This window comes from Paraburkholderia sejongensis (assembly GCF_020880815.1).
In the GTDB taxonomy this organism is placed as follows: domain Bacteria; phylum Pseudomonadota; class Gammaproteobacteria; order Burkholderiales; family Burkholderiaceae; genus Paraburkholderia; species Paraburkholderia sejongensis.
Genome location: NZ_JAJITD010000002.1, coordinates 456536 through 476176, shown reverse-complemented (window position 1 = coordinate 476176; position 19641 = coordinate 456536). Strand labels below are relative to the sequence as shown.

Genomic DNA, 19641 nt, shown 5'->3' with positions numbered 1-19641 from the left:
CTGCCCGGATGCACGCCGGAGCGTGCACTGAGTCCTCTCGCTTCGTCCGCGCGGTAAACGGACGAATGCAAACGACGACGGGTTGTGAAGAACTACGATTGGGGGTGAAACGAGCTGCGGGAACTGCCGGGAGGACCGCCGCTGGCAACTGGAGCTGCCGGCATGCGGCGCTACGCGTGACTTACGCCAGACGTAGCGATAGGGGCCGAGCTAGTCGGCCGAAGGTAATTCGGAGGGTGTTCGGAATGGAACGCATGGGCGCCAATGTATGACGGCGGGCGGCGGGCTGTCAACCCGCGGTGGCTGCGCGCGGCGCGTTAGCGTGAACTGGGACGCCTGGACCGAGGGAGCGCCGCTAGACGCGAGCCGCCTCGTCCGGACCATGTCAGCCCGCCGTTTTCGCGACGTCGGCGATCAGTTCGACCTGCCGCTCGATCGCGCTCGGCACCGGCGCTTCGCCGCGCAGCACCGCGTCGATCCACGCGGCGGTGGTGGCCGCATCGCGCGCTTCGGGCAACTCGACTTCGGGCGCATCGGCCGACGAACGCTCGTGCGGCAAGCGCGTTTCGCACACGCCGTCATGCAGCCAGTCCACTTGCACCTGGCGCCGCGTGTCGGCGACCGCTTCGCCCTCGGTGCCGCGCGCGAGCAGCGCGCCGCCGACCGCAGCGTCCGGGTGCGAATTGAACAATTTCGTGAGGCTGTCGCGATACGGCGGATGCGTATAGTTCACGAGCCGCAGTCCGGCGGGCGCGAACGGCTGCAGCAGCTTAACCAGCGTGTGCGTCGAATTGCGCACGCCCATGCGCCGGCGCAGCCCGAGCAGGCGCGCGAGTTTCGGCGCGAGCACGTCGATCGACGTGAACGCGACGCGCCGCTCGGCGAGGCCGTCTTCGATCTGCGCATGCGACTGCGCGTGCGCGATCCGCAGCTGCGCGAAGATTTCCGCGCTGGTCACCCGGCCCGGATCTTCGGTGACGCCGTGCACCAGCACCGGCACGCCTTCGCGCGCGAGCAGCAGCGCCAGCAGCGGCACGAGGTTCGGCTGTTTGCGCGCGCCGTTGTACGACGGAATCGACACCGGCCGGTACGCGCCATGCGGCAGCCGCACCGGCTCGAACGACGAGTGCGCGGCGGCCAGCATCGCGGCAAGTTCGTCGGCGGTCTCGCCTTTCACTCGATATGCGAGCAGCACCGCGCCGAGTTCGAGGTCGTCGACGCGACCGTCCAGCATCGCGGTGTAGAGCGCGCGGGTATCGTCGGCGGTCAGTGCACGGGCGCCGTTCGGCCCGCGGCCGATTTCCTTGATGAAACGGGCGCAGGGGAAGGGGGAGGCGGTGTCGGTGGAGTCGGTCATCGGGCGCAAGGGGGCGGGGCGTCGCGCGCCGCGCGGGCGGGGCGACGTCATTTAACAAATGCTGGTGGGTGTGAGTATCGCATCTATGACGGCCGCGCGAGAGAGGAGGCGCCGGCCACCGGCGCGCACCGCACCACTGCCGCGCGTTACACTCGATGCTTTCTCGCCGCCGCGGCGGCGTCACTCGAAAACGGAACACGGAGAACGCAATGGGTTACGTATTTGCACCCGCACCGCAGGTCGCGGTGCCGGTCGTTGGGTCGGACGAACAGTTCGCGGTACGGCGCATCTACTGCGTGGGGCGCAACTACGAGGCGCACGCGCGCGAGATGGGCCACGATCCGGATCGCGAGCCGCCGTTCTTCTTCACAAAACCGGCCGATGCGATCGTCTACGTTGCACCTGGCGCGACCGGCGAATTCCCGTATCCGTCGCAAACGGAGAACGTCCATTTCGAAATGGAAATGGTCGCGGCGATCGGCAAGGGCGGCAAGAACATCCCCGCCGACAGCGCGCTCAAACACGTGTACGGCTACGCGCTCGGCCTCGACATGACGCGCCGCGATCTGCAGGGCGAGGCGAAGAAATTGGGCCGGCCGTGGGACACCGCCAAGGGCTTCGATCACTCGGCGCCGCTCGGTCCGATCCATCCGGCGGCGACGGTCGGCCATATCGTCAAGGGCGCGATCTGGCTGTCGGTGAACGGCGAGGACAAGCAGCGCGCGGACGTGTCGCAACTGATCTGGTCGGTGGCCGAGACCGTTGCCTATCTGTCGACGTTGTTCGAGCTGCAGCCGGGCGACCTGATTTTCACCGGCACGCCGGAAGGTGTCGGCGCGGTCGTGCAAGGGGATCTGATGAAGGGCGGGGTCGACGGACTTGGCGAATTCAGCGTGCGGGTCGTCTGAAGCGGCTCGCGGGCAGGTGGAGGAGGTAGTCATCATGAAGCTTTACAGCTATTTCCGTAGCTCCGCGTCGTACCGCGTACGCATCGCGCTGAACGTGAAGAACCTGCCGTACGACTACGTGCCCGTGCACCTCGTGCGCGACGGCGGCGAGCAGTTGAAACCCGACTATCGCAAGGTCAATCGGGACGGCATCGTGCCGACGCTGGTCGACGGCCACGACGCGTTGCCGCAGTCGCTCGCGATCATCGAGTATCTGGAGGAGACGCATCCGGAGCCGCCGTTGCTGCCGAAGGCGCCGCTCGATCGCGCGTATGTGCGCTCGGTGGCGTTGCAGGTCGCGTGCGAGATTCATCCGCTGAACAATCTGCGCGTGCTGAAGTACCTGAAGCACACGCTGTGCGTGGATAACGACGCGAAAGATGCGTGGTACCGACACTGGATCGATGCGGGCTTCTCGACGCTGGACGCGCATCTGGCCGGCGACGCGCGAACCGGCAAACTGTGTTTCGGTGACACGCCGACCCTCGCGGACGCGTGCCTGATCCCGCAGGTGTTCAACGCGCAGCGCTTTAACATCGATACGACGAAGTATTCAACCATCCAGCGCATCTACGATCACGCGATGCAGCTCGATGCGTTCGCGCGCGCGGCGCCGGGCGTGCAGCCGGATGCGGAGTGATGGGGGCTCGCCTCCCGCTGTTCATTGAGAGGTAGAAACGAAAAAAGGGCACTCCGAGGAGTGCCCTTTTTGCTGTCTGGCGCGGGGATGAGCCTGCTTGCGCTCGCCGCGTGCTTGCCGCTCGCGCGCGCTCAGCCGCCCAGCAGCGCGTCCGAAAACTCTTCGGCGCTGAACGGCTGCAAATCCTCGACCTTTTCGCCGACGCCGATGAAATACACCGGAATCGGCCGCTGCCGCGCGATCGCCGCCAGAATCCCGCCCTTCGCGGTGCCGTCGAGCTTGGTGACGATCAGGCCGGTGAGGCCGAGCGCGTCGTCGAACGCCTTGACCTGGGTGAGCGCGTTCTGGCCGGTGTTCGCGTCGATCACCAGCAGCACCTCGTGCGGCGCGCCGTCCTGTGCCTTGCCGATCACCCGTTTGACCTTGCGCAGCTCTTCCATCAGATGCAGCTGGGTCGGCAGACGGCCGGCCGTGTCGGCCATCATCACGTCGATCTTGCGCGCACGCGCGGCGCCGACCGCGTCGAAGATCACCGCGGCCGGGTCGCCGCTTTCCTGCGCGACCACGGTCACGTTGTTGCGCTGGCCCCAGACCGCCAACTGTTCGCGCGCGGCTGCGCGGAACGTGTCGCCGGCGGCCAGCAGCACCGATTGATCGAAGCTTTGCAGATGCTTGGCGAGTTTGCCGATGCTGGTGGTTTTGCCCGCGCCGTTGACGCCTGCGATCATCATTACCAGCGGCTTCGCGCGGCCGAGCATCAGCGACTTCTCGAGCGGCTTGAGCAGCTCGATGAGCAGCGAACGCAGCGCCGTCTTGACCTGTTGCGGGTCGGTCAGCCGCTCGTTGCGAACCTTTTCGCGCAGCGATTCGAGCAGGAACTCGGTCGCCTCGACGCCGGCGTCCGACATCAGCAGTGCGGTTTCGAGCTCTTCGTACAGGTCCTCGTCGATCTTCGTGCCGACGAAGATGCCGGTCAGGCTCGAACTCGTTTTCGACAGCCCGCTTTTCAGGCGGGTGAGCCACGAACGCTTCGCGCTCGCATCCAGCATCGGCGGAGGGACGACTTCGACCGCGCCGGAGACGGCATCTTCCGGCTCGGGCTGCGGCTCGATGATGGTCGTGACCGCCGGCGCGGCGGACTCGGGGAACTCGAAGGCCTCGATTGGCGCATCCGGCTCGACAGGCGCGGCTTCGAGCGTCGCGTCTTCTGGCGCCGCCTGCGATTCGTCTGCCGCGGTATCGGACTCTTTCGAACCCTTGAATCGTTTGAAAAAGCTGAACATGATCTGGCGTATGGGAGAACGCGCCGGTGGCGCGCAGCCGGCACGGGACCGGCGAAGCGGAGGGCAGCGCCGCGCTGCGGATCGCAGGGCGCTGGCAGCCGCACATTTTATCAGGCGTGCCGCGGCGCGTCGTATCGGCTGATCGGCCAGGCTGGACGCGCGCCACCCCTGTGGTAACGTGGGCGCTCCGAACCCCGCGCAACGGCGCGGCGGGCGTTTTCATCACGTAATCGAAACTGCATGCCTCGTTCTGCACCCTCACGCGCCGCCGGCGCTTCGTCCAAAAGCGGTAAGCCCCATGCCATTCGCATCATCGGCGGCGACTGGAAACGCACGCCGCTGCCCGTGCTCGATCTGGACGGCCTGCGCCCGACCCCCGACCGCGTCCGAGAGACGCTGTTCAACTGGCTCGGCCAGCGTCTGGACGGCCAGCACTGCCTGGATCTGTTTGCCGGCAGCGGCGCGCTCGGCTTCGAGGCCGCGTCGCGCGGCGCGGCGCGCGTGCTGATGGTGGAGCGCAACGGGCGCGCCGCCGGTCAGTTGCGCGCGAACCAGCAACGGCTGGACGCGCGCATGATCGAAATCGCCGAAGCGGACGGCTTGCGGCTTGCTGCGAGTCTCGCGCCCGCGTCGTTCGACGTCGTGTTCCTCGATCCGCCGTTCGACGCCGACCTGCTCGGCAAGGCGCTCGAACTCAGCGCGCCGCTGGTGCGCGCGGACGGTTTCCTGTACGTGGAGTCGGGCGATGCGCTCGAGCCGGCCAATCACGCGCCGCTGGCGGGCTGGGAGCTCGTGCGGCAGGGCAAGGCAGGCGCTGTCCACTTTCATTTGCTGCAGCGCGAAAATAAGGAATAATGCGCGTTCCAAAAAGGGGCCGGGCGGTTTATCGTCACCCGCGGTATCGAGCAGGAAGCGTCGCGTGGATGCGCAGAAGTGTGCTTTTGTCTGAGAGAAGAGGAGAAGTCTCATGGTAGTCGCCGTGTACCCGGGCACGTTTGACCCGCTGACGCGCGGTCACGAAGACCTCGTTCGGCGCGCGTCGAGCATTTTCGACACGCTGGTGGTGGGCGTGGCCGACAGCCGCAACAAAAAGCCGTTTTTCACGCTGCACGAGCGTCTCGCGATCGCGCATGAGGTGCTCGGACATTATCCGAATGTCCAGGTGATGAGCTTCTCGGGGCTACTCAAGGATTTCGTGCGGACCAATAACGCGCGGGTCATCGTGCGCGGCCTGCGTGCGGTGTCGGATTTCGAATACGAGTTCCAGATGGCGGGGATGAACCGCTACCTGCTGCCCGACGTCGAGACGATGTTCATGACGCCGTCCGACCAGTACCAGTTCATCTCGGGCACGATCGTGCGCGAGATCGCGCAGCTCGGCGGCGACGTCAGCAAGTTCGTGTTCCCGTCGGTCGAAAAATGGCTGAAGGAGAAGGTCGCATCGATAGGGCCGCAAAGCGGCGCTCAGGCGACGTAGGCCGAACCGGCGTAAACTGTCGGTTTTGACGGATCAAAGCCGGCCGCGCCGGCATGAAGTGAGAAGAGCATGGCCCTGATGATTACCGACGAGTGCATCAATTGCGACGTCTGCGAGCCCGAGTGCCCGAACGACGCGATTTCGATGGGCCCGGAAATCTATGTGATCGACCCGAAGAAGTGCACCGAGTGCGTCGGGCATTTCGACGAGCCGCAGTGCATTCAGGTGTGCCCGGTGGAGTGCATTCCGCGCGATCCGGACCATCTGGAAACGGCGGAAGGTCTGATGGCGAAGTATCACGCGCTGCAGGCGGCCAAGGGCGCTTGAGTTTCGCGAGTCGGATGTAAAAAACGGCGAAGGCTGGAAGGCCTTCGCCGTTTTTCTTTTGCCGCGGCGCCTGGGTGTGTCTGCCTGGCCGCTTAGCCGACGTACGCGCTGAAAATCCCGCGCAGCGCGTCGAGCAGGATGTCGCATTCGGCGTCGGTGCCGACCGAGATCCGCAGATGCTGGTCGATGCGCGGCGCGTTGAAGTGGCGCACGAAAATTTCCTTCTCCCGCAGTCGCGCCACCAGCATCGCCGCGTCGTAGCCGGGATGGCGCGCGAACAGCAGATTCGCGGCCGACGGCACGACTTCGAAGCCAAGCGACGTCAACTGCGCCGCGAGTCGCTCGCGGCTCGCGATGACCTTCGCGCGGCAGTCGCGGAACCATGCGTCGTCTTCGTACGCGGCGGTCGCCGCGACTTGCGCGAGACGGTCGAGCGGATAGGAGTTGAAGCTGTCCTTCACGCGATTGAGCGCGTCGATCAACGCCGGGTCGCCGAACGCAAAGCCGACCCGCATGCCTGCCAGCGAACGCGACTTCGACACGGTTTGCACGACCAGCAGATTCGGATAGCGATCGATCAGCGCGATCGCCGACTGCGCGCCGAAATCGACATAGGCTTCATCGACGACCACCACCGATTCCGGCTGACTCGCGACCAGCCGCTCGATGTCCGCAAGCGGAAGCGGCCTGCCGGTCGGCGCGTTCGGGTTCGGGAACAGGATGCCGCCGTTCGGCGCCGCGTAGTCGTCGATCCTGATCGCGAAGTTTTCGTCGAGCGGGATGGTCCGGTAGTCGACCTCGAACAGCTTCGCGTAGGTGGGGTAGAAGCTGTACGTGATGTCCGGGAACAGCAGCGGCTTGTCGTGCTTGAGCAAAGCCTGGAACGTCAGCGCTAGCACTTCGTCGGAGCCATTGCCCGCGAACACCTGGTCGGCGCGGATGCCGTGATACGCCGCCACCGTTTCGCGCAGCTTGCGCGCGGTTGGGTCCGGATAGCGGCGCAGCGCGTCGGCGGTGTCGCCGAGCTCGCCGCGGATCGCGTCGAGCACGCGCGGCGACGGCGGGTACGGATTTTCGTTGGTGTTCAGCTTCACCGGATGCGCGAGCGCGGGCTGTTCGCCCGGCACATACGGCGTCAGACGGTGAACGATGTCACTCCAGTAGCGGCTCAAGCGATTCTCCTCGAGGGGCGGTTGCAGTATCGATGCAGCTGGCGCGTTTTTCAGCGCGCTCGGCTAGCTGTTGTTGCGATGCAGTTGCATCATTGCGCGCTCGAGCTCGCCCTTGATCACGTGTGGCATCACCGCGAGCGCGCGTTCGATCGACGCGTCGATCACGTCCTGCTCTTCGCGCCGCGGGGGCTTCAGCACGTAGTTCGCGACGTCCGGCTTCGCAGCGGCGCGCGCGCTTTCCGGAATCAGGTCGCGCGGATGGCCGATGCCGATGCGCAGCCGCCAGTATTGTTGCGACGACAGATGCGCGCTGATGTCCTTAAGCCCATTATGGCCGCCGCTGCCGCCGCCGAGCTTGAGCTTGACGCTGCCGGGCGGCATGTCGAGCTCGTCGTGCGCGACGAGGATCTCATCGGGAAGAATCTTGAAGAACTGCGCGAGCGCGACCACCGATTGCCCGGAGCGGTTCATATACGTTTGCGGCTCCAGCAGATGCACTTCTTCGCCGTGCAGCCGCGCCTTCGCGTAAAAGCCGTGAAAGCGCCGCTCGTCGCGCAGCGTCGTGCCGGCTTCGCGGGCGAGTTGATCGACCAGCCAGAAACCAGCATTGTGGCGCGTCGCGGTGTATTCGGCGCCCGGATTGCCGAGCCCGACGATCAGCTTGATCATGATTGAGTGGATCCAACTGGCCCGGCGGTGCAGCGCGGCCGGGTAAATTAAGCCGAAAAAAAACCCGCCAGGGCGAACCTCGGCGGGTCACATCGACCGTCTCATACGAAACGGATCGAGAGGATTGCTTGCTTCGAACCCGTGGGTTCTTAGGCAGCCGGCGTTTCGCCTTCGGCAGCAGCTGCGTCTTCAGCGATCGCACCAGCCGGGATCGTTGCGGAAGCAACGACCGGGTTTTCCGCGTCGACGTGAGCGACCAGCGCAACACCTGCCGGCAGCGGGATGTCCTTGGCGTGAACCGATTGACCAGCTTCGATCTTCGCGAGGTCGACTTCGATGAATTCCGGCAGTGCCGACGGCAGGCACTCGATTTCGATTTCGTTGATGACGTGCGAGATCACCGCGCTCGACAGCTTGACTGCCGGGTTGGTTTCCTGGTTCATGAAGTGCAGCGGCACCTTGGTGTGCAGCTTCTTCGACGCGTCGACGCGCTGGAAGTCCACGTGCAGCACGAGCTGACGGAACGGGTGGTATTGCACGTCGCGCAGCAGAACCTGTTGCGACTTGCCTGCCACTTCCAGGTCGAGGATCGACGAATGGAAAACTTCTTTCTTCAGCGCGTGCCACAGGGCGTTGTGATCGAGTTCGATCAGTTGCGTGTCAGCACCGGCGCCATAAACGATACCCGGGGTCTTGCCCGAGTTACGCAGGCGGCGGCTCGCACCCGTACCTTGCAGGGAACGCTCGAAAGCGACTACTTTCATGTTGAATCTCCAATGCACTGCCCGCGACCAGGCAGTAAAAAGCAGGGCCTCGAAGCCATAACGGCTGAGGCCCGGGATAGCGGCACGAACCTTCGTTCGTTCATGCCGATTGTGCAAAAACGCCGCGTTTCGCATGAAGCGATACGCGGCGTCTTCGCAAATGCTTAGCTTTCGGCGAACAGCGACATCACCGAATCGCCGCGGCGGATCCGCGAGAACGTTTCGGCGAGCAGGCCCGCGCTCGTCAGCGAACGGATCTTTGCGCACGAACGGGCTTCTTCGCCGAGCGGGATCGTGTCCGTGACTACCAGTTCGTCGAGTGCCGAAGCAGCGATTCGCTCGCCCGCGCCGCCCGACAGAACCGGGTGCGTAGCGTAGGCGAACACCTGCTTCGCACCGCGTTCCTTCAGAACCTGCGCAGCCTTGCACAGCGTGCCGGCGGTGTCGACCATGTCGTCCATGATCACGCAGGTGCGGCCGTCGACTTCACCGATGATGTTCATCACTTCGGCGACGTTCGCCTTCGGACGACGCTTGTCGATGATCGCGAGATCGCAATTGAGCTGCTTCGCCAGCGCCCGGGCACGCACCACGCCGCCGACGTCCGGCGAAACGACCAGCAGGTTCTCGTGATTCTGCTTGCGCAGATCGCCGAGCAACACGGGCGTTGCGTAGATGTTGTCGACCGGGATGTCGAAGAAGCCCTGAATCTGGTCGGCGTGCAGATCCATCGTGATGATCCGCTCGACGCCGGCGATTTCCAGCATGTTCGCCACGACCTTCGCCGAGATGGCGACGCGCGCCGAACGCGGGCGACGATCCTGACGGGCATAACCGAAGTAGGGGATGGCTGCGGTGATCCGGCCAGCGGATGCGCGTTTGAGCGCATCGACCATGATCATCAGTTCCATCAGATTGTCGTTTGCCGGCGCGCACGTGGATTGCAGGACGAAGACATCCTTGCCACGCACGTTTTCCTGAATCTCGACCTGAATTTCACCGTCCGAGAAACGGCTGACCATTGCTTTGCCGAGGGGAATACCGAGGTTTTTGACGACTTCCTGTGCAAGCGCGGGATTTGCGTTGCCAGTAAAAACCATCAGGCCGTCATGGCTGCTCATCGTGCACCTACTTCAGGCTGGGGGCGGGGAGAGAAATTGAACTACAGCGAACTACGAGAGTATTTGGCAGGGGAGAAAGGATTCGAACCTTTGCATGCCGGAATCAAAATCCGGTGCCTTAACCAGCTTGGCGACTCCCCTACACTAACTTTGAGCTCCGCCGAACGTGGAGTTTCGTTCGACGATGCAAAACTTATGACGCGAAAGCAAAGAGTGGATGTTGATCCAGGCCGGCGGCTACTGCGCTGTTCCATTCGCCGGGCAGTTTGGCTTGCGCCGCTTCTGCTTCAGCTTTACTGCGGAACGCTGCAAAAACGCTTGCACCTGATCCGGACATCCGCGCCGGCGCGATGTTTTCAAACCATCGCAACACTTGCGCTACTTCCGCGTACTTTTCTGCGACAACCTGCTGCATGTCATTCCGGCCAAAACTTTCTGGCCATTCAGTGTTGCAGCTAAGCCCTGCAGGAAAGTCCGTAATTATGAGAGGCTTCGAATCTCTTGTCAACGTTTTTTCTGAAAAAATCGCTGCCGTTGGAACCTGCACTCTCGGCGTCACTACCAGAAAGTGACGCGGCGGCAATTGTACAACGTCCAACGCTTCACCGACACCCTCTGCAAACGCATTTTTTCCGAACACGAAAAAAGGTACGTCCGCGCCGAGCTTCAGCGCGAGATCCTGCAATTCCTGGCGCGGCAGATTGAGCTTCCAGAGTCGATTGAGCGCGAGCAATACGGTCGCCGCGTCTGAACTGCCGCCGCCGAGGCCCGCGCCCATCGGCAGGCGCTTCTCGATTTCGATCTCAACGCCTTCGTTCGAGCCCGTATGCGCTTTCAGCAACACTGCTGCGCGCACGATGAGGTCCTGCTCGGCCGGCACGCCGGCGATTTCAGTGCGGCGCGTGATGAGGCCGTCGTTACGCCGCGTGAAGTGCAGCGTGTCGCCCCAGTCGAGCAGCTGGAATACCGTTTGCAGCGTGTGATAACCATCCGGCCGGCGGCCGGTGATATGCAGGAAGAGATTCAGTTTCGCTGGTGCGAGGCAGTCGCGCAGCGAATCGGCTGTTTCGATCATGAGTGAAAACTAAAACGACATGCGCCATGGACGGCGCTGAAGCGAAAACAATTGAAGAGCGAGAGGTCGGTCGAGGCGTTGTGGCCACAGCGTTGGCCGTGGCTACAACGTCTCACCGATCCAGCACCAGCTTGATGTCGAGCGGCGGGTCCGCGCGGCTCAGATTGACGCGCTTCACGCCGGTGGCGGGCGCATCGGCGTACGCGAGATAGTCGATGGTCCAGCCGTCCTGGGTGATCTGCTTCAGGCGCGACGGTTGTTCGGGGTCCTTCTCGGTTTGCGCGCGCGAGGTCGGGGCAGGCGACGGCTGCAGCCAGTACCGCAGTCCTTCGACCGGCAGCGTGAAGCCGAGCGCGTTCTGCATCAAGGTCGATACGTTATCCGCGGTGAGCGGCTCGCGGTTCGGCAATTCGAGCGTGGCCGAAGCGGGCGACGACGTGACGATCGCGAGCGTCTGACCGAGCGGATTGCGCAACTGCAGGGTGACGGTATTGCCGGTCTCCTGCCACGAGAAATTGCCGTAAGCGTTTTGCTGGTGGCCGTACTGGTCGCTGTACTGGACCGCGAAGCGGCCCTGGTACGAGCGGCTCGTCTGCGCGGTGACTTCGGTCGCGGCGTTCGACGTGGACGGCCCCTGCGGTTTCACCGATGCACAACCGGCCAGCGCGACAACCGCTGCCGCCGCGAAACCGAGCGCCATACCGCGCGGCGCCCGGGGAAAGGAGATCAAACGGGAAAGACGCATCAAAGATCGTTTACCTGAAGACGTTGCAACGTTTTGACGAGGGTTTCGTTGTCCGGTTCGAGCTTGCGGGCCTCGCGGAACGCTGCGCGTGCCTGCTCCTGCTCGCCGGCCTTCCACAGCACTTCGCCGAGGTGCGCGCCGATTTCGGCGTTCGGCTGGATGCTGTACGCCTTGCGCAGCAGCTTGATTGCTTCGGTCTTGTCGCCCATCCGGTATTTGACCCAGCCGACGCTGTCCATGATGAACGCGTCGTTCGGCGCCAGCGCCGACGCTTTCTCGACCAGCTTGTCCGCTTCCGGAAGGCGCTGGTTGCGATCGGCGAGCGAATAGCCGAGTGCGTTATATGCCTGTGGATTGTCCGGTTGAGTCTGGATCAGCTTGCGCAACTGCGCTTCCATCACGTCGTAATGGCCGGTTTTTTCGGCGACCATCGCGTAGTCGTAGGTCAGATCCGGGTCGTCCGGGAAGCGGGCGGTCGCTTGCTGCAACTGCTGTTCGGCTTCCTGATAGCGCTTCGCGTCGAACAGGATGGCCGCGTCGGTGCGGGCGATCAGCGCCATGTCGCGCGGATCGGAAGCGGGCAGATCGGCGAGCAGCTTGCGCGCGTCGTCGGTCTTGCCCTGCTTCGCGAGCAGTTGCGCGCGGGTGATCTGCGCGGCCAGGTATTGCTGGCTGGTCGGCGCGATTTTGTTCAACCAGTCGCTCGCGGCCGCTTCGTTCTTCTGTTCGAGCGACAACTGCGCGAGATAGATATACGCCTGACCCGGGTCCGCGCCCGGTGTTTTTTCAGCCTGCTGCGCGTACTGCGTCAGATAGCCCTGCGCGTCGGCGAAATTCTTCTGCTGGATCTTGATCAGCGCGAGCGCCATCAACGGCGTCAGGTCGTTCGGATTCGCTTTGCGCATGAGCTCGAACTGCTTCTGCGCGTCGTCGAGGCGGTCGCTCGCCAGATACATCTGCGCGAGCGCGAGCCGCGCGTCGTGCGATTTCGGATTCTGCTGCACGTACTTTTCGAGCGACGCGATGCCTTCCTTGCGCTCTTCCGGGCCCATCTGCGACAGCATCAGCGCGGCCGGCAGATAGTCGGGCTTGAGCGTCAGCGCCTGTTCGAGCGACTTGCGCGCGCCCGGCGCGTCGTCGGCCAGCAATTGCTGGCGCGCCAGCGCCAGTTGCGCTTCCGGCCGGTTCAGGTCGTTCTTCAGCAAATCCTGCAACACGTGCAGGCCGCCGACGCGGTTCGGCCCGCGCGACAGCAACAGTTGCAGCGCGAGGATCGCGCTGCCGCGATTTTCGGTGGGCACCTTCGCGAGTTCGCGCGACAGGATCGGGGCCGCGTCGTCGGGCTTGCCCGACAGCACCAGCAGCGACGCATCGATTTGCGCGGCGCGTTCCGAATTGGGCGCGTACTGTTGCCACAATTGCGCGGCCGTCAGCGCATCCGACGGGCTTTGCGCGGCCAGCGCGATTTCCGTGGCGCGTTGCGCCATGCGCGGATCGTGGGTGTCGCGAGTGAGTGCGAGGTAGGTTTGATAGGCGGGTGCCGGCTGATTGCGTTGCAACGCGATTTCGGCGGCGAGCACCTGGAACACGATCTGGCTCGACAGCGGCACGCCCGGCAGCGACTTCTCTTCTTCCGGCGTCGACGGACCCAGTGCGTCCGGTATCGTCACCGACGTGTCGTCCGAGTCCGGTGACGGATCCTGCGCATACGCGGACCCTGCGGCCAGCGCCCAGACCGCCAGCGCGGCTGCGCCGAGCATGCGCCGGGCGGACACCGCGAGCGGCACGTTGGACACGCGCGCGCGGCGCTTTGAGAGCAGCTTCACGAAGGACACGTTCATGGAAATCCAGTCAATGTTTCAGTCGATTGTAACGCGCTCGCTACAATACGCGCACCACCACTGACGCAAGTAGCAGACCAATAGACATGCCAGAGTTGCCAGAAGTCGAGGTTACCCGACGCGGGATCGAACCGTATGTGTCCGGCCGCAAGGTTGAGCGCGTCGACGTGCGTACCGGGGCGTTGCGCTGGCCGATTCCGGCCGAACTTGCGAAAACCTTGCGAGGTCACGTGGTGCGTAAGGTCGAGCGGCGCGGCAAGTATCTGCTGTTCGAGATCGACGCGGGCTGGTTCATCGTGCACCTCGGTATGACCGGCACGCTGCGGGTGCTGCGGCATGTGCCGCATCCGCCGGCCGCGGCGAAGCACGATCACGTCGACTGGGTCTTCGACGACTTCATCCTGCGCTACCGCGACCCGCGCCGCTTCGGCGCGGTGCTGTGGCATCCGCGCGAGGCCGGCGACATTCTCGAGCATCCGCTGCTCGCGAGCCTCGGCGTCGAGCCTTTTTCGCCGGCGTTTTCCGGCGCGCTGATGCACCGGCTGACGCGCGGGCGCAAGGTGGCGGTGAAACAGGCTTTGCTGGCCGGCGACATCGTCGTCGGAGTAGGCAATATTTATGCGTCGGAAAGCCTGTTTCGCGCGGGCATCCGGCCGACCACCGCCGCGGGCCGCGTATCGCTGGTGCGCTATGACCTGCTCGCCGACGCGGTGCGGGTCACGCTTGCCGCCGCGATCGAGAAGGGCGGCAGCACGCTGCGCGATTTCGTCGGCAGCGATGGCGAAAGCGGTTATTTCCAGCTCGACTACTTCGTCTATGATCGCGCGGGTCTGCCATGCCGCGTGTGTGGAACGCCAATCAAACAGATCGTGCAGGGGCAGCGCTCCACGTACTTCTGTCCTACCTGCCAGCGCTAGATTTTCTTCGATGCCTTCTCGTCTGACTCCAACTACCGACGCCCGCGCCGGATCGCGCCCGGCGACGCCCGCCACTACGCCCGCAGGTACGCCCGCATTTCCCGCGCTACCCGATTTCTCCGCGCGCCTGATCGCATGGCAGCGTCAGCATGGCCGCCATGATCTGCCGTGGCAGAACACCCGCGACCCGTACCGCATCTGGCTGTCGGAGATCATGCTGCAGCAGACCCAGGTGTCGACCGTGATTCCGTACTACGCGAAGTTTCTCGCGCGTTTTCCGGACGTCGCCGCGCTCGCGGCCGCGCCGTCCGACGACGTGATGGCGCTGTGGGCCGGCCTCGGCTACTACACGCGTGCACGCAATCTGCATCGTTGCGCGCAGGTCGTGGTCGAGCAGCATGGCGGTGCATTTCCTGCCTCGGTCGAGGAGCTCGCGGAGCTGCCGGGCATCGGTCGCTCGACGGCTGCGGCGATCGCGTCGTTCGCGTTCGGCGCGCGCGCGACGATTCTCGACGGCAACGTGAAGCGGGTGCTCGCGCGCGTGTTCGGGGTCGAAGGTTTTCCGGGCGAGAAGAAAGTCGAGAATGCGATGTGGACGCTGGCGGAATCGCTGCTGCCGTCGAATGCATCGAACGAGCAGGTCAGCTCTTATACGCAAGGGTTGATGGATCTCGGCGCGACGCTGTGCGTGCGCGGCAAGCCCGATTGTCTGCGCTGCCCTTTCGCGCCCGATTGCGTCGCCAACGTCACCGGCCGTCAGCGCGAACTGCCGACCGCGCGGCCGAAGAAGGCGGTGCCGACGCGCCGCACGTGGATGCTGGTGCTACGCGACGGTAACGCGGTGATGCTCGAAAAGCGTCCGCCGACGGGTATCTGGGGCGGCCTGTGGAGCCTGCCCGAAGCCGCCGACGAGGCGTCGCTCGCCGAACGCGCGCGCGCTTTGGGCAGCGACGGAACGGTGGCGCCGCTCGCACCGTTCGCGCACGTGTTCACGCATTTCAAGCTGGATATCGAACCGCGGCTCGCCGAGCTGGATCGCGGCGTCGGCGCATTGGCCGCGCTGAACGACGCCGATACCGCGTGGGTCTCGCTCAACGATCTCGATTCGTTCGGCGTGCCGGCGCCCGTGCGCAAGCTGCTCGCCAGCCTGCACGGTTCGTTGATCTGACAGGGTGGTCCGAAGGCGCCGTATCCGCGGCATGCAGCGCGAGCGGCGGCCTTGACGGATTCACAGCAGCTGGTGCTGCTGCATGTAGTGATGCACGACGTCGATGCGCGCGCCCGCATCGGTCAGTTCCATCAGTTTCTGGCGCGCGCGCAACGCGATCGGCAGAACTTCGGCGAGTCGGTTCGACACCCATGACGGATCGTCGAGCCTGAACGGTTCCGCGAACGGCAGACTATCCGGATCGCGTTCGCGGATCGTCGCGATGATCCGTTCCAGCACCTCCGCGCACGCGCCGAATTTGGCCAGCAGCTCGTTGCCTTCGAGAGGTTGATCGTCGGCGAGCGGCTCGGCCATTCCGACCAGCAGACCGCTCGCTTCGACGCGATGCGACAGCAGCCGAAAGCGTTTGGTGCCGCGCGCGCGGATCAGCAGCATGCCGAACGCTTCGACATCGCACTCCTCGATTTCGGCAAGACAGCCAATCGTTTCGGGCACCGAAGGTTCTTCCTCGCGGGCCACTTCGGCGCCGCTTTTCAGCATGCATACGCCGAACGGCGTTTTTTCGCGCAGACAGTCGCGCGCCATGTCGAGGTAGCGCGCTTCGAAGATCTTGAGCGGCAGCAAGCCATCGGGAAACAGCACCGTATGCAGCGGAAACAGCGGCAAATCGGCGAACACAGTAGGCGTAGAGGACATGGCGCAACGCTTCGGGTTAAGGCCGCGCGATGCGGCCGGTTAAGCCACAAGCTTCGATGATTCGCCGACGTCGACCGGCGCATCACGGTGCCGCACGATTACATTCGCCGATGTTGCGAGACGCGCGGCAAGCGTCTCCGCGATGAATACCGAGCGGTGCTGGCCGCCCGTACAACCGATTGCGACGGTTAGATAGCTGCGATTGTCGTCGCGGAAATGCGGCAGCCACTTGGACAGGTACTTCTCGATGTCGTCGATCATTTCGTGGACCACCGGCTGTGCATCGAGAAAATCCATCACCGGCTGGTCGAGACCGGTGAGCGGCCTCAATTCGTGATCGTAATAGGGGTTCGGCAGCGTGCGGACGTCGAACACGAAGTCCGCGTCGAGCGGCACGCCGCGTTTGAAGCCGAACGATTCGAACATCAGCACGAGGCCCGCATCTTCCTGCTCGATAAAGCGTTTGACCCATGCGCGCAGCACGTTCGCGCGCAGATTGCTGGTGTCGATCTGATGGCCGAATTCGGCCAGACCGGCGACCAGTTCGCGCTCGCGCTCGATCGCTTCGGCGAGCGACGTGAGCAGGCCCACGTCCGCGTCGTGCGCGGGGGAGCCCGACAGCGGATGGCGGCGGCGGGTTTCCGAAAAGCGCTGAATCAGCGATTGGGTGCTTGCGCTCAGGAACAGCACGCGCACGTCGTGCGAGCGCTTCAGGTCGCGGATCATCGCGGGCATTTCGTCGAGCGATGAGCCGGAACGCGCGTCGATCGCAACCGCGAGACGATCCTGGCCGTCCTCGGCGAGGTAGGTGGCGAGCTGCGGCAGGAAGCGCGGCGGCAGATTGTCGACGCAGTAATAACCTGCGTCTTCAAGCGCATTCAGCGCAACCGACTTGCCGGAGCCAGAGATACCGGTGATGAGAATTATGCGCATGGAGTCGTCGAAAGCGTACGTTTCATCATAGCATCAGGCCTCCCGGCGCGTACCTGGGGCATGCGCTGCGCCGCGGCTGTCGCCGCGCGCCGCCGGCTCAGATCAGCTTGCCCGGGAACTGGCTGTCGGGATCCTGCATGGCGAGGCGCTGGCGATCCATGAAGTCGCGCAATGTATCGATGCCGCGCAGTTGCAGGATCGTGTTGCGCACCGCCGCTTCGACCAGCACCGCGAGGTTGCGGCCCGCGGCCACTTGAATGGTGACCTTGCTGATCGGCAGGCCGAGCACGTCGACGGTCTGGCTTTCCAGCGGCAGGCGCTGGAATTCGCCGTCGGGGCGGCGCACCAGTTGCACGATCAGCTTCAGCTTCATTTTGCGGCGTACCGCGGTTTCGCCGAAGATCGTCTTGATGTCGAGCAGACCGAGGCCGCGCACTTCGAGCAGGTTCTGCAGCAGAGGCGGGCAGCGCCCTTCGACGAAGTCCGGGCCGAGCCGTACGAAGTCCACTGCGTCGTCGGCGACGAGACCGTGGCCGCGGCTGATCAGCTCGAGACCGAGTTCGCTCTTGCCGAGGCCCGAGTCGCCGGTGAGCAGCACGCCCATGCCGAGAATGTCGAGAAATACGCCGTGTAGCGTCGCGCGCGGCGCCAGAATGCGTGACATATAAAGGCGCAGGCTGTCGATCACCGCGGCCGCCGAGGTTGGCGTCGTGAACAGCGGCGTCGACGAACGCGTGCAGCGCAGTACCAGTTCGGGCGGCGCGGCAACGCCGCCGGCCACCACCAGGAACGGCGGCTCCAGCGCGATCAGCTCGGCCATATGGCGCGAGCGATCTTCGTCGGTCTGGCGTTTGTAGTAGTCGATTTCGGCGTCGCCCAGCACCTGGATCCGGTTCGGGTGGATCAGGTTCAGGTGGCCGACGAGGTCCGCGCTCGATGTGGCGTTCGCGACCGATTCCACGGAAAACCCGCGCTCCCAGCCTTCATGCCCGGTCAGCCAGCTGAGTTTCAGCATGGCGGCGTTGTCGTCGAAAATGCTCTGGGCGTTGATGCTGGACGTATCCATGAGTCAGTGACTCCAGTGTGAGCCGCTTGCCGGGCCGTACCTGCGTGCGCGTCTGAATTACCGCCGGCAATGCATCAAGGTTGCCATTGAGTGAGCAGCCGATGCAACGATTCGCGGTCTTCTTCCGTGTGCAGACGCTCGCGGGCCTCGCGATCGGACAACAACTGGGCGATCTCGGAGAGGATTTCGAGGTGCTGCTGGGTGGCCTGTTCGGGGACGAGCAGGAAAATCAGCAGGGATACCGGCTGACCGTCCGGGGCTTCGAAGGGGATGGGTTCTGCGAGTCGGACGAAGGCGGCGAGCGGTTGCTTGAGGCCTTTGATCCGCCCATGCGGGATCGCGACGCCTTCGCCGAGCCCGGTCGAGCCGAGGCGTTCGCGCGCAAAAAGATTGTCTGTGACGGTACTACGGGCGATGCCGTTCTGGTTCTCGAATATCAGGCCCGCTTGCTCGAACACGCGTTTCTTGCTGGTGACCGATAGTCCGATGACGACGTTCTCGAGGGGAAGAAATTTGGCTAAACGATTCATGTTGACAGGCGAAAACGTGGCCTGGGTTCTCCCCACCGGGGCGTTTAAATGGCGTTCCATTCGTTCGATGCTCTTGAGGACAGGGACAGACGGTGAATGTCGCCACCCGCAAAACTTTCGCCGGTCGCACTTCGTAAGAGCTGGCTTGACCCCGATGGTAACCGGAACATTATAGAACAGGGTAACGGCCGATGGTGCGGCGCGCCATTCATGCATATCAGGTTTTTCACGGCTTGCGCAATCGCGCATGTCGCATTGCGCAAACTTCGTTGCATCGCGCGCAAGGTGATTGCTCCGGGCGGTCTGGCGTTGCGCGAAAACCTTCGTCGCAAACGAAAAACCGCCCGGATGAGGGCGGTTCGAAGCGAACTACGGAAATGAGGAGTTTCCTCTAATTTCCCTTATTGCGGCGGCACATCCACTAGCGGTGCCGGCTGATATTTGATCGCCTCGTGCGCATGGCCCTGCAGACGGTCCTTGTGGCGTATTACCTGCCTGTCGAGCTTGTCGATCATCAGATCGATCGCAGCGTACAAATCACTGTCACAACTCTCGACGAAAATGTCTTTACCCTTCAGATGGAGGTTGATCTCAACCTTCTGACGCTTGTCCTTTTCCTTATGGTTGTCGACCGAGAGGACCACACTGCCGTCGATGACCTGATCGAAATGTCTTAGCACCCTGTCCAGTTTGGTGATCACGTATTCGCGCAACGCAGGCGTTACTTCGAGGTGGTGTCCACTGATCTTGAGATTCATAGTGCTTCTCCAAGCTAATGGCCGCTTGGTCCGCACAATGGCAAAGGTCCGGTCGATCTGACGGCTCGCCTGTGTCGCCCCCCGGTGACGATCATCTGGCAGGTCGCAGCGGCCGACCTGTCCGCCAGGTGCGGAGCGGCCGGTAAATGCTCGCT

21 protein-coding genes and 1 tRNA gene are annotated in these 19641 nt (G+C 63.9%); 7 read left to right on the top strand and 15 right to left on the bottom strand.

Annotated features, from left to right (window positions below; translation table 11 throughout):
* Positions 1-385: 385 nt before the first annotated feature.
* On the bottom strand, positions 386-1357 hold the full coding sequence (gene ybiB, locus LJ656_RS05645) for a DNA-binding protein YbiB (RefSeq protein ID WP_230508280.1): 972 nt from the start codon (positions 1355-1357) through the stop codon (positions 386-388).
* A gap of 209 nt (positions 1358-1566) precedes the next feature.
* On the opposite strand from ybiB, the gene LJ656_RS05640 reads away from it, so the two are divergent.
* Together LJ656_RS05640 and maiA are read left to right on the top strand one after the other, a co-directional pair.
* Positions 1567-2265: a fumarylacetoacetate hydrolase family protein gene (locus tag LJ656_RS05640; protein ID WP_230508279.1), complete on the top strand. Its 699-nt coding sequence runs from the start codon at positions 1567-1569 to the stop codon at positions 2263-2265.
* Positions 2266-2299: 34 nt separating this feature from the next.
* Positions 2300-2944: a maleylacetoacetate isomerase gene (gene maiA, locus LJ656_RS05635; protein ID WP_230508278.1), complete on the top strand. Its 645-nt coding sequence runs from the start codon at positions 2300-2302 to the stop codon at positions 2942-2944.
* 131 nt (positions 2945-3075) lie between these two features.
* Here maiA and ftsY read toward each other — a convergent pair whose 3' ends face one another.
* The gene (gene ftsY, locus LJ656_RS05630) at positions 3076-4227 is read right to left on the bottom strand and encodes a signal recognition particle-docking protein FtsY (RefSeq protein WP_230508277.1); all 1152 of its coding nucleotides are present in this window, start codon (positions 4225-4227) and stop codon (positions 3076-3078) included.
* Positions 4228-4467: 240 nt separating this feature from the next.
* Between ftsY and rsmD the strand changes: the two genes are divergently transcribed.
* From rsmD to LJ656_RS05615, 3 genes are all read left to right on the top strand, one after another.
* Positions 4468-5082 carry a 16S rRNA (guanine(966)-N(2))-methyltransferase RsmD gene (gene rsmD / locus LJ656_RS05625; protein ID WP_230508276.1) on the top strand — a complete coding sequence of 205 codons (615 nt, stop codon included), beginning with the start codon at positions 4468-4470 and terminating at the stop codon, positions 5080-5082.
* A gap of 112 nt (positions 5083-5194) precedes the next feature.
* The gene (gene coaD, locus LJ656_RS05620) at positions 5195-5704 is read left to right on the top strand and encodes a pantetheine-phosphate adenylyltransferase (protein WP_230508275.1); all 510 of its coding nucleotides are present in this window, start codon (positions 5195-5197) and stop codon (positions 5702-5704) included.
* A 69-nt stretch (positions 5705-5773) separates the two neighbouring features.
* Positions 5774-6031: a YfhL family 4Fe-4S dicluster ferredoxin gene (locus tag LJ656_RS05615; RefSeq protein WP_230508274.1), complete on the top strand. Its 258-nt coding sequence runs from the start codon at positions 5774-5776 to the stop codon at positions 6029-6031.
* Positions 6032-6123: 92 nt separating this feature from the next.
* On the opposite strand, the gene hisC is transcribed toward LJ656_RS05615, so the two are convergent.
* The 8 genes from hisC to LJ656_RS05575 all read right to left on the bottom strand — a co-directional run bounded on the left by hisC (position 6124) and on the right by LJ656_RS05575 (position 13418).
* Positions 6124-7203, bottom strand: a complete 1080-nt coding sequence (gene hisC, locus LJ656_RS05610; RefSeq protein ID WP_230508273.1) for a histidinol-phosphate transaminase — start codon at positions 7201-7203, stop codon at positions 6124-6126.
* A 63-nt stretch (positions 7204-7266) separates the two neighbouring features.
* The gene (gene pth, locus LJ656_RS05605; RefSeq protein WP_230508272.1) at positions 7267-7872 is read right to left on the bottom strand and encodes an aminoacyl-tRNA hydrolase; all 606 of its coding nucleotides are present in this window, start codon (positions 7870-7872) and stop codon (positions 7267-7269) included.
* Positions 7873-8021: 149 nt separating this feature from the next.
* Complete coding sequence (locus tag LJ656_RS05600; protein WP_230508271.1) at positions 8022-8636, bottom strand: 50S ribosomal protein L25/general stress protein Ctc; 615 nt, start codon at positions 8634-8636, stop codon at positions 8022-8024.
* Between the two features lie 164 nt (positions 8637-8800).
* Positions 8801-9757 (bottom strand): ribose-phosphate pyrophosphokinase, encoded by a 957-nt coding sequence (locus LJ656_RS05595; protein WP_075295262.1) that lies wholly within the window; start codon positions 9755-9757, stop codon positions 8801-8803.
* Between the two features lie 64 nt (positions 9758-9821).
* Positions 9822-9898, bottom strand: a tRNA-Gln gene (locus LJ656_RS05590).
* A gap of 52 nt (positions 9899-9950) precedes the next feature.
* Positions 9951-10832, bottom strand: coding sequence for a 4-(cytidine 5'-diphospho)-2-C-methyl-D-erythritol kinase (gene ispE, locus LJ656_RS05585; protein ID WP_230508270.1), 882 nt, complete (start codon positions 10830-10832; stop codon positions 9951-9953).
* A gap of 112 nt (positions 10833-10944) precedes the next feature.
* Positions 10945-11577, bottom strand: a complete 633-nt coding sequence (lolB, locus tag LJ656_RS05580) for a lipoprotein insertase outer membrane protein LolB (protein WP_230508269.1) — start codon at positions 11575-11577, stop codon at positions 10945-10947.
* Entirely contained in the window at positions 11577-13418 is a 1842-nt protein-coding gene (locus tag LJ656_RS05575) for a tetratricopeptide repeat protein (RefSeq protein ID WP_230508268.1), read from the bottom strand. Before LJ656_RS05575 ends, lolB begins: the two co-directional genes overlap by 1 nt.
* An 86-nt stretch (positions 13419-13504) precedes the next feature.
* Here LJ656_RS05575 and mutM point away from each other — a divergent pair, with 86 nt between their 5' ends.
* Positions 13505-14335 carry a bifunctional DNA-formamidopyrimidine glycosylase/DNA-(apurinic or apyrimidinic site) lyase gene (gene mutM / locus LJ656_RS05570; RefSeq protein ID WP_230508267.1) on the top strand — a complete coding sequence of 277 codons (831 nt, stop codon included), beginning with the start codon at positions 13505-13507 and terminating at the stop codon, positions 14333-14335.
* A gap of 10 nt (positions 14336-14345) precedes the next feature.
* Positions 14346-15503: an A/G-specific adenine glycosylase gene (mutY, locus tag LJ656_RS05565; protein ID WP_230508266.1), complete on the top strand. Its 1158-nt coding sequence runs from the start codon at positions 14346-14348 to the stop codon at positions 15501-15503.
* Between the two features lie 60 nt (positions 15504-15563).
* On the opposite strand, the gene LJ656_RS05560 is transcribed toward mutY, so the two are convergent.
* The 5 genes from LJ656_RS05560 to hpf all read right to left on the bottom strand — a co-directional run bounded on the left by LJ656_RS05560 (position 15564) and on the right by hpf (position 19486).
* Positions 15564-16199 carry an LON peptidase substrate-binding domain-containing protein gene (locus tag LJ656_RS05560; protein ID WP_230508265.1) on the bottom strand — a complete coding sequence of 212 codons (636 nt, stop codon included), beginning with the start codon at positions 16197-16199 and terminating at the stop codon, positions 15564-15566.
* A gap of 39 nt (positions 16200-16238) precedes the next feature.
* Positions 16239-17132, bottom strand: a complete 894-nt coding sequence (gene rapZ / locus LJ656_RS05555) for an RNase adapter RapZ (protein ID WP_075295274.1) — start codon at positions 17130-17132, stop codon at positions 16239-16241.
* Between the two features lie 97 nt (positions 17133-17229).
* Positions 17230-18198 (bottom strand): HPr(Ser) kinase/phosphatase, encoded by a 969-nt coding sequence (gene hprK, locus LJ656_RS05550; RefSeq protein WP_230508264.1) that lies wholly within the window; start codon positions 18196-18198, stop codon positions 17230-17232.
* Positions 18199-18272: 74 nt separating this feature from the next.
* Positions 18273-18788: a PTS sugar transporter subunit IIA gene (locus LJ656_RS05545; RefSeq protein ID WP_167048288.1), complete on the bottom strand. Its 516-nt coding sequence runs from the start codon at positions 18786-18788 to the stop codon at positions 18273-18275.
* A gap of 341 nt (positions 18789-19129) precedes the next feature.
* Positions 19130-19486 carry a ribosome hibernation-promoting factor, HPF/YfiA family gene (gene hpf / locus LJ656_RS05540; protein ID WP_075295280.1) on the bottom strand — a complete coding sequence of 119 codons (357 nt, stop codon included), beginning with the start codon at positions 19484-19486 and terminating at the stop codon, positions 19130-19132.
* Positions 19487-19641 lie beyond the last annotated feature (155 nt).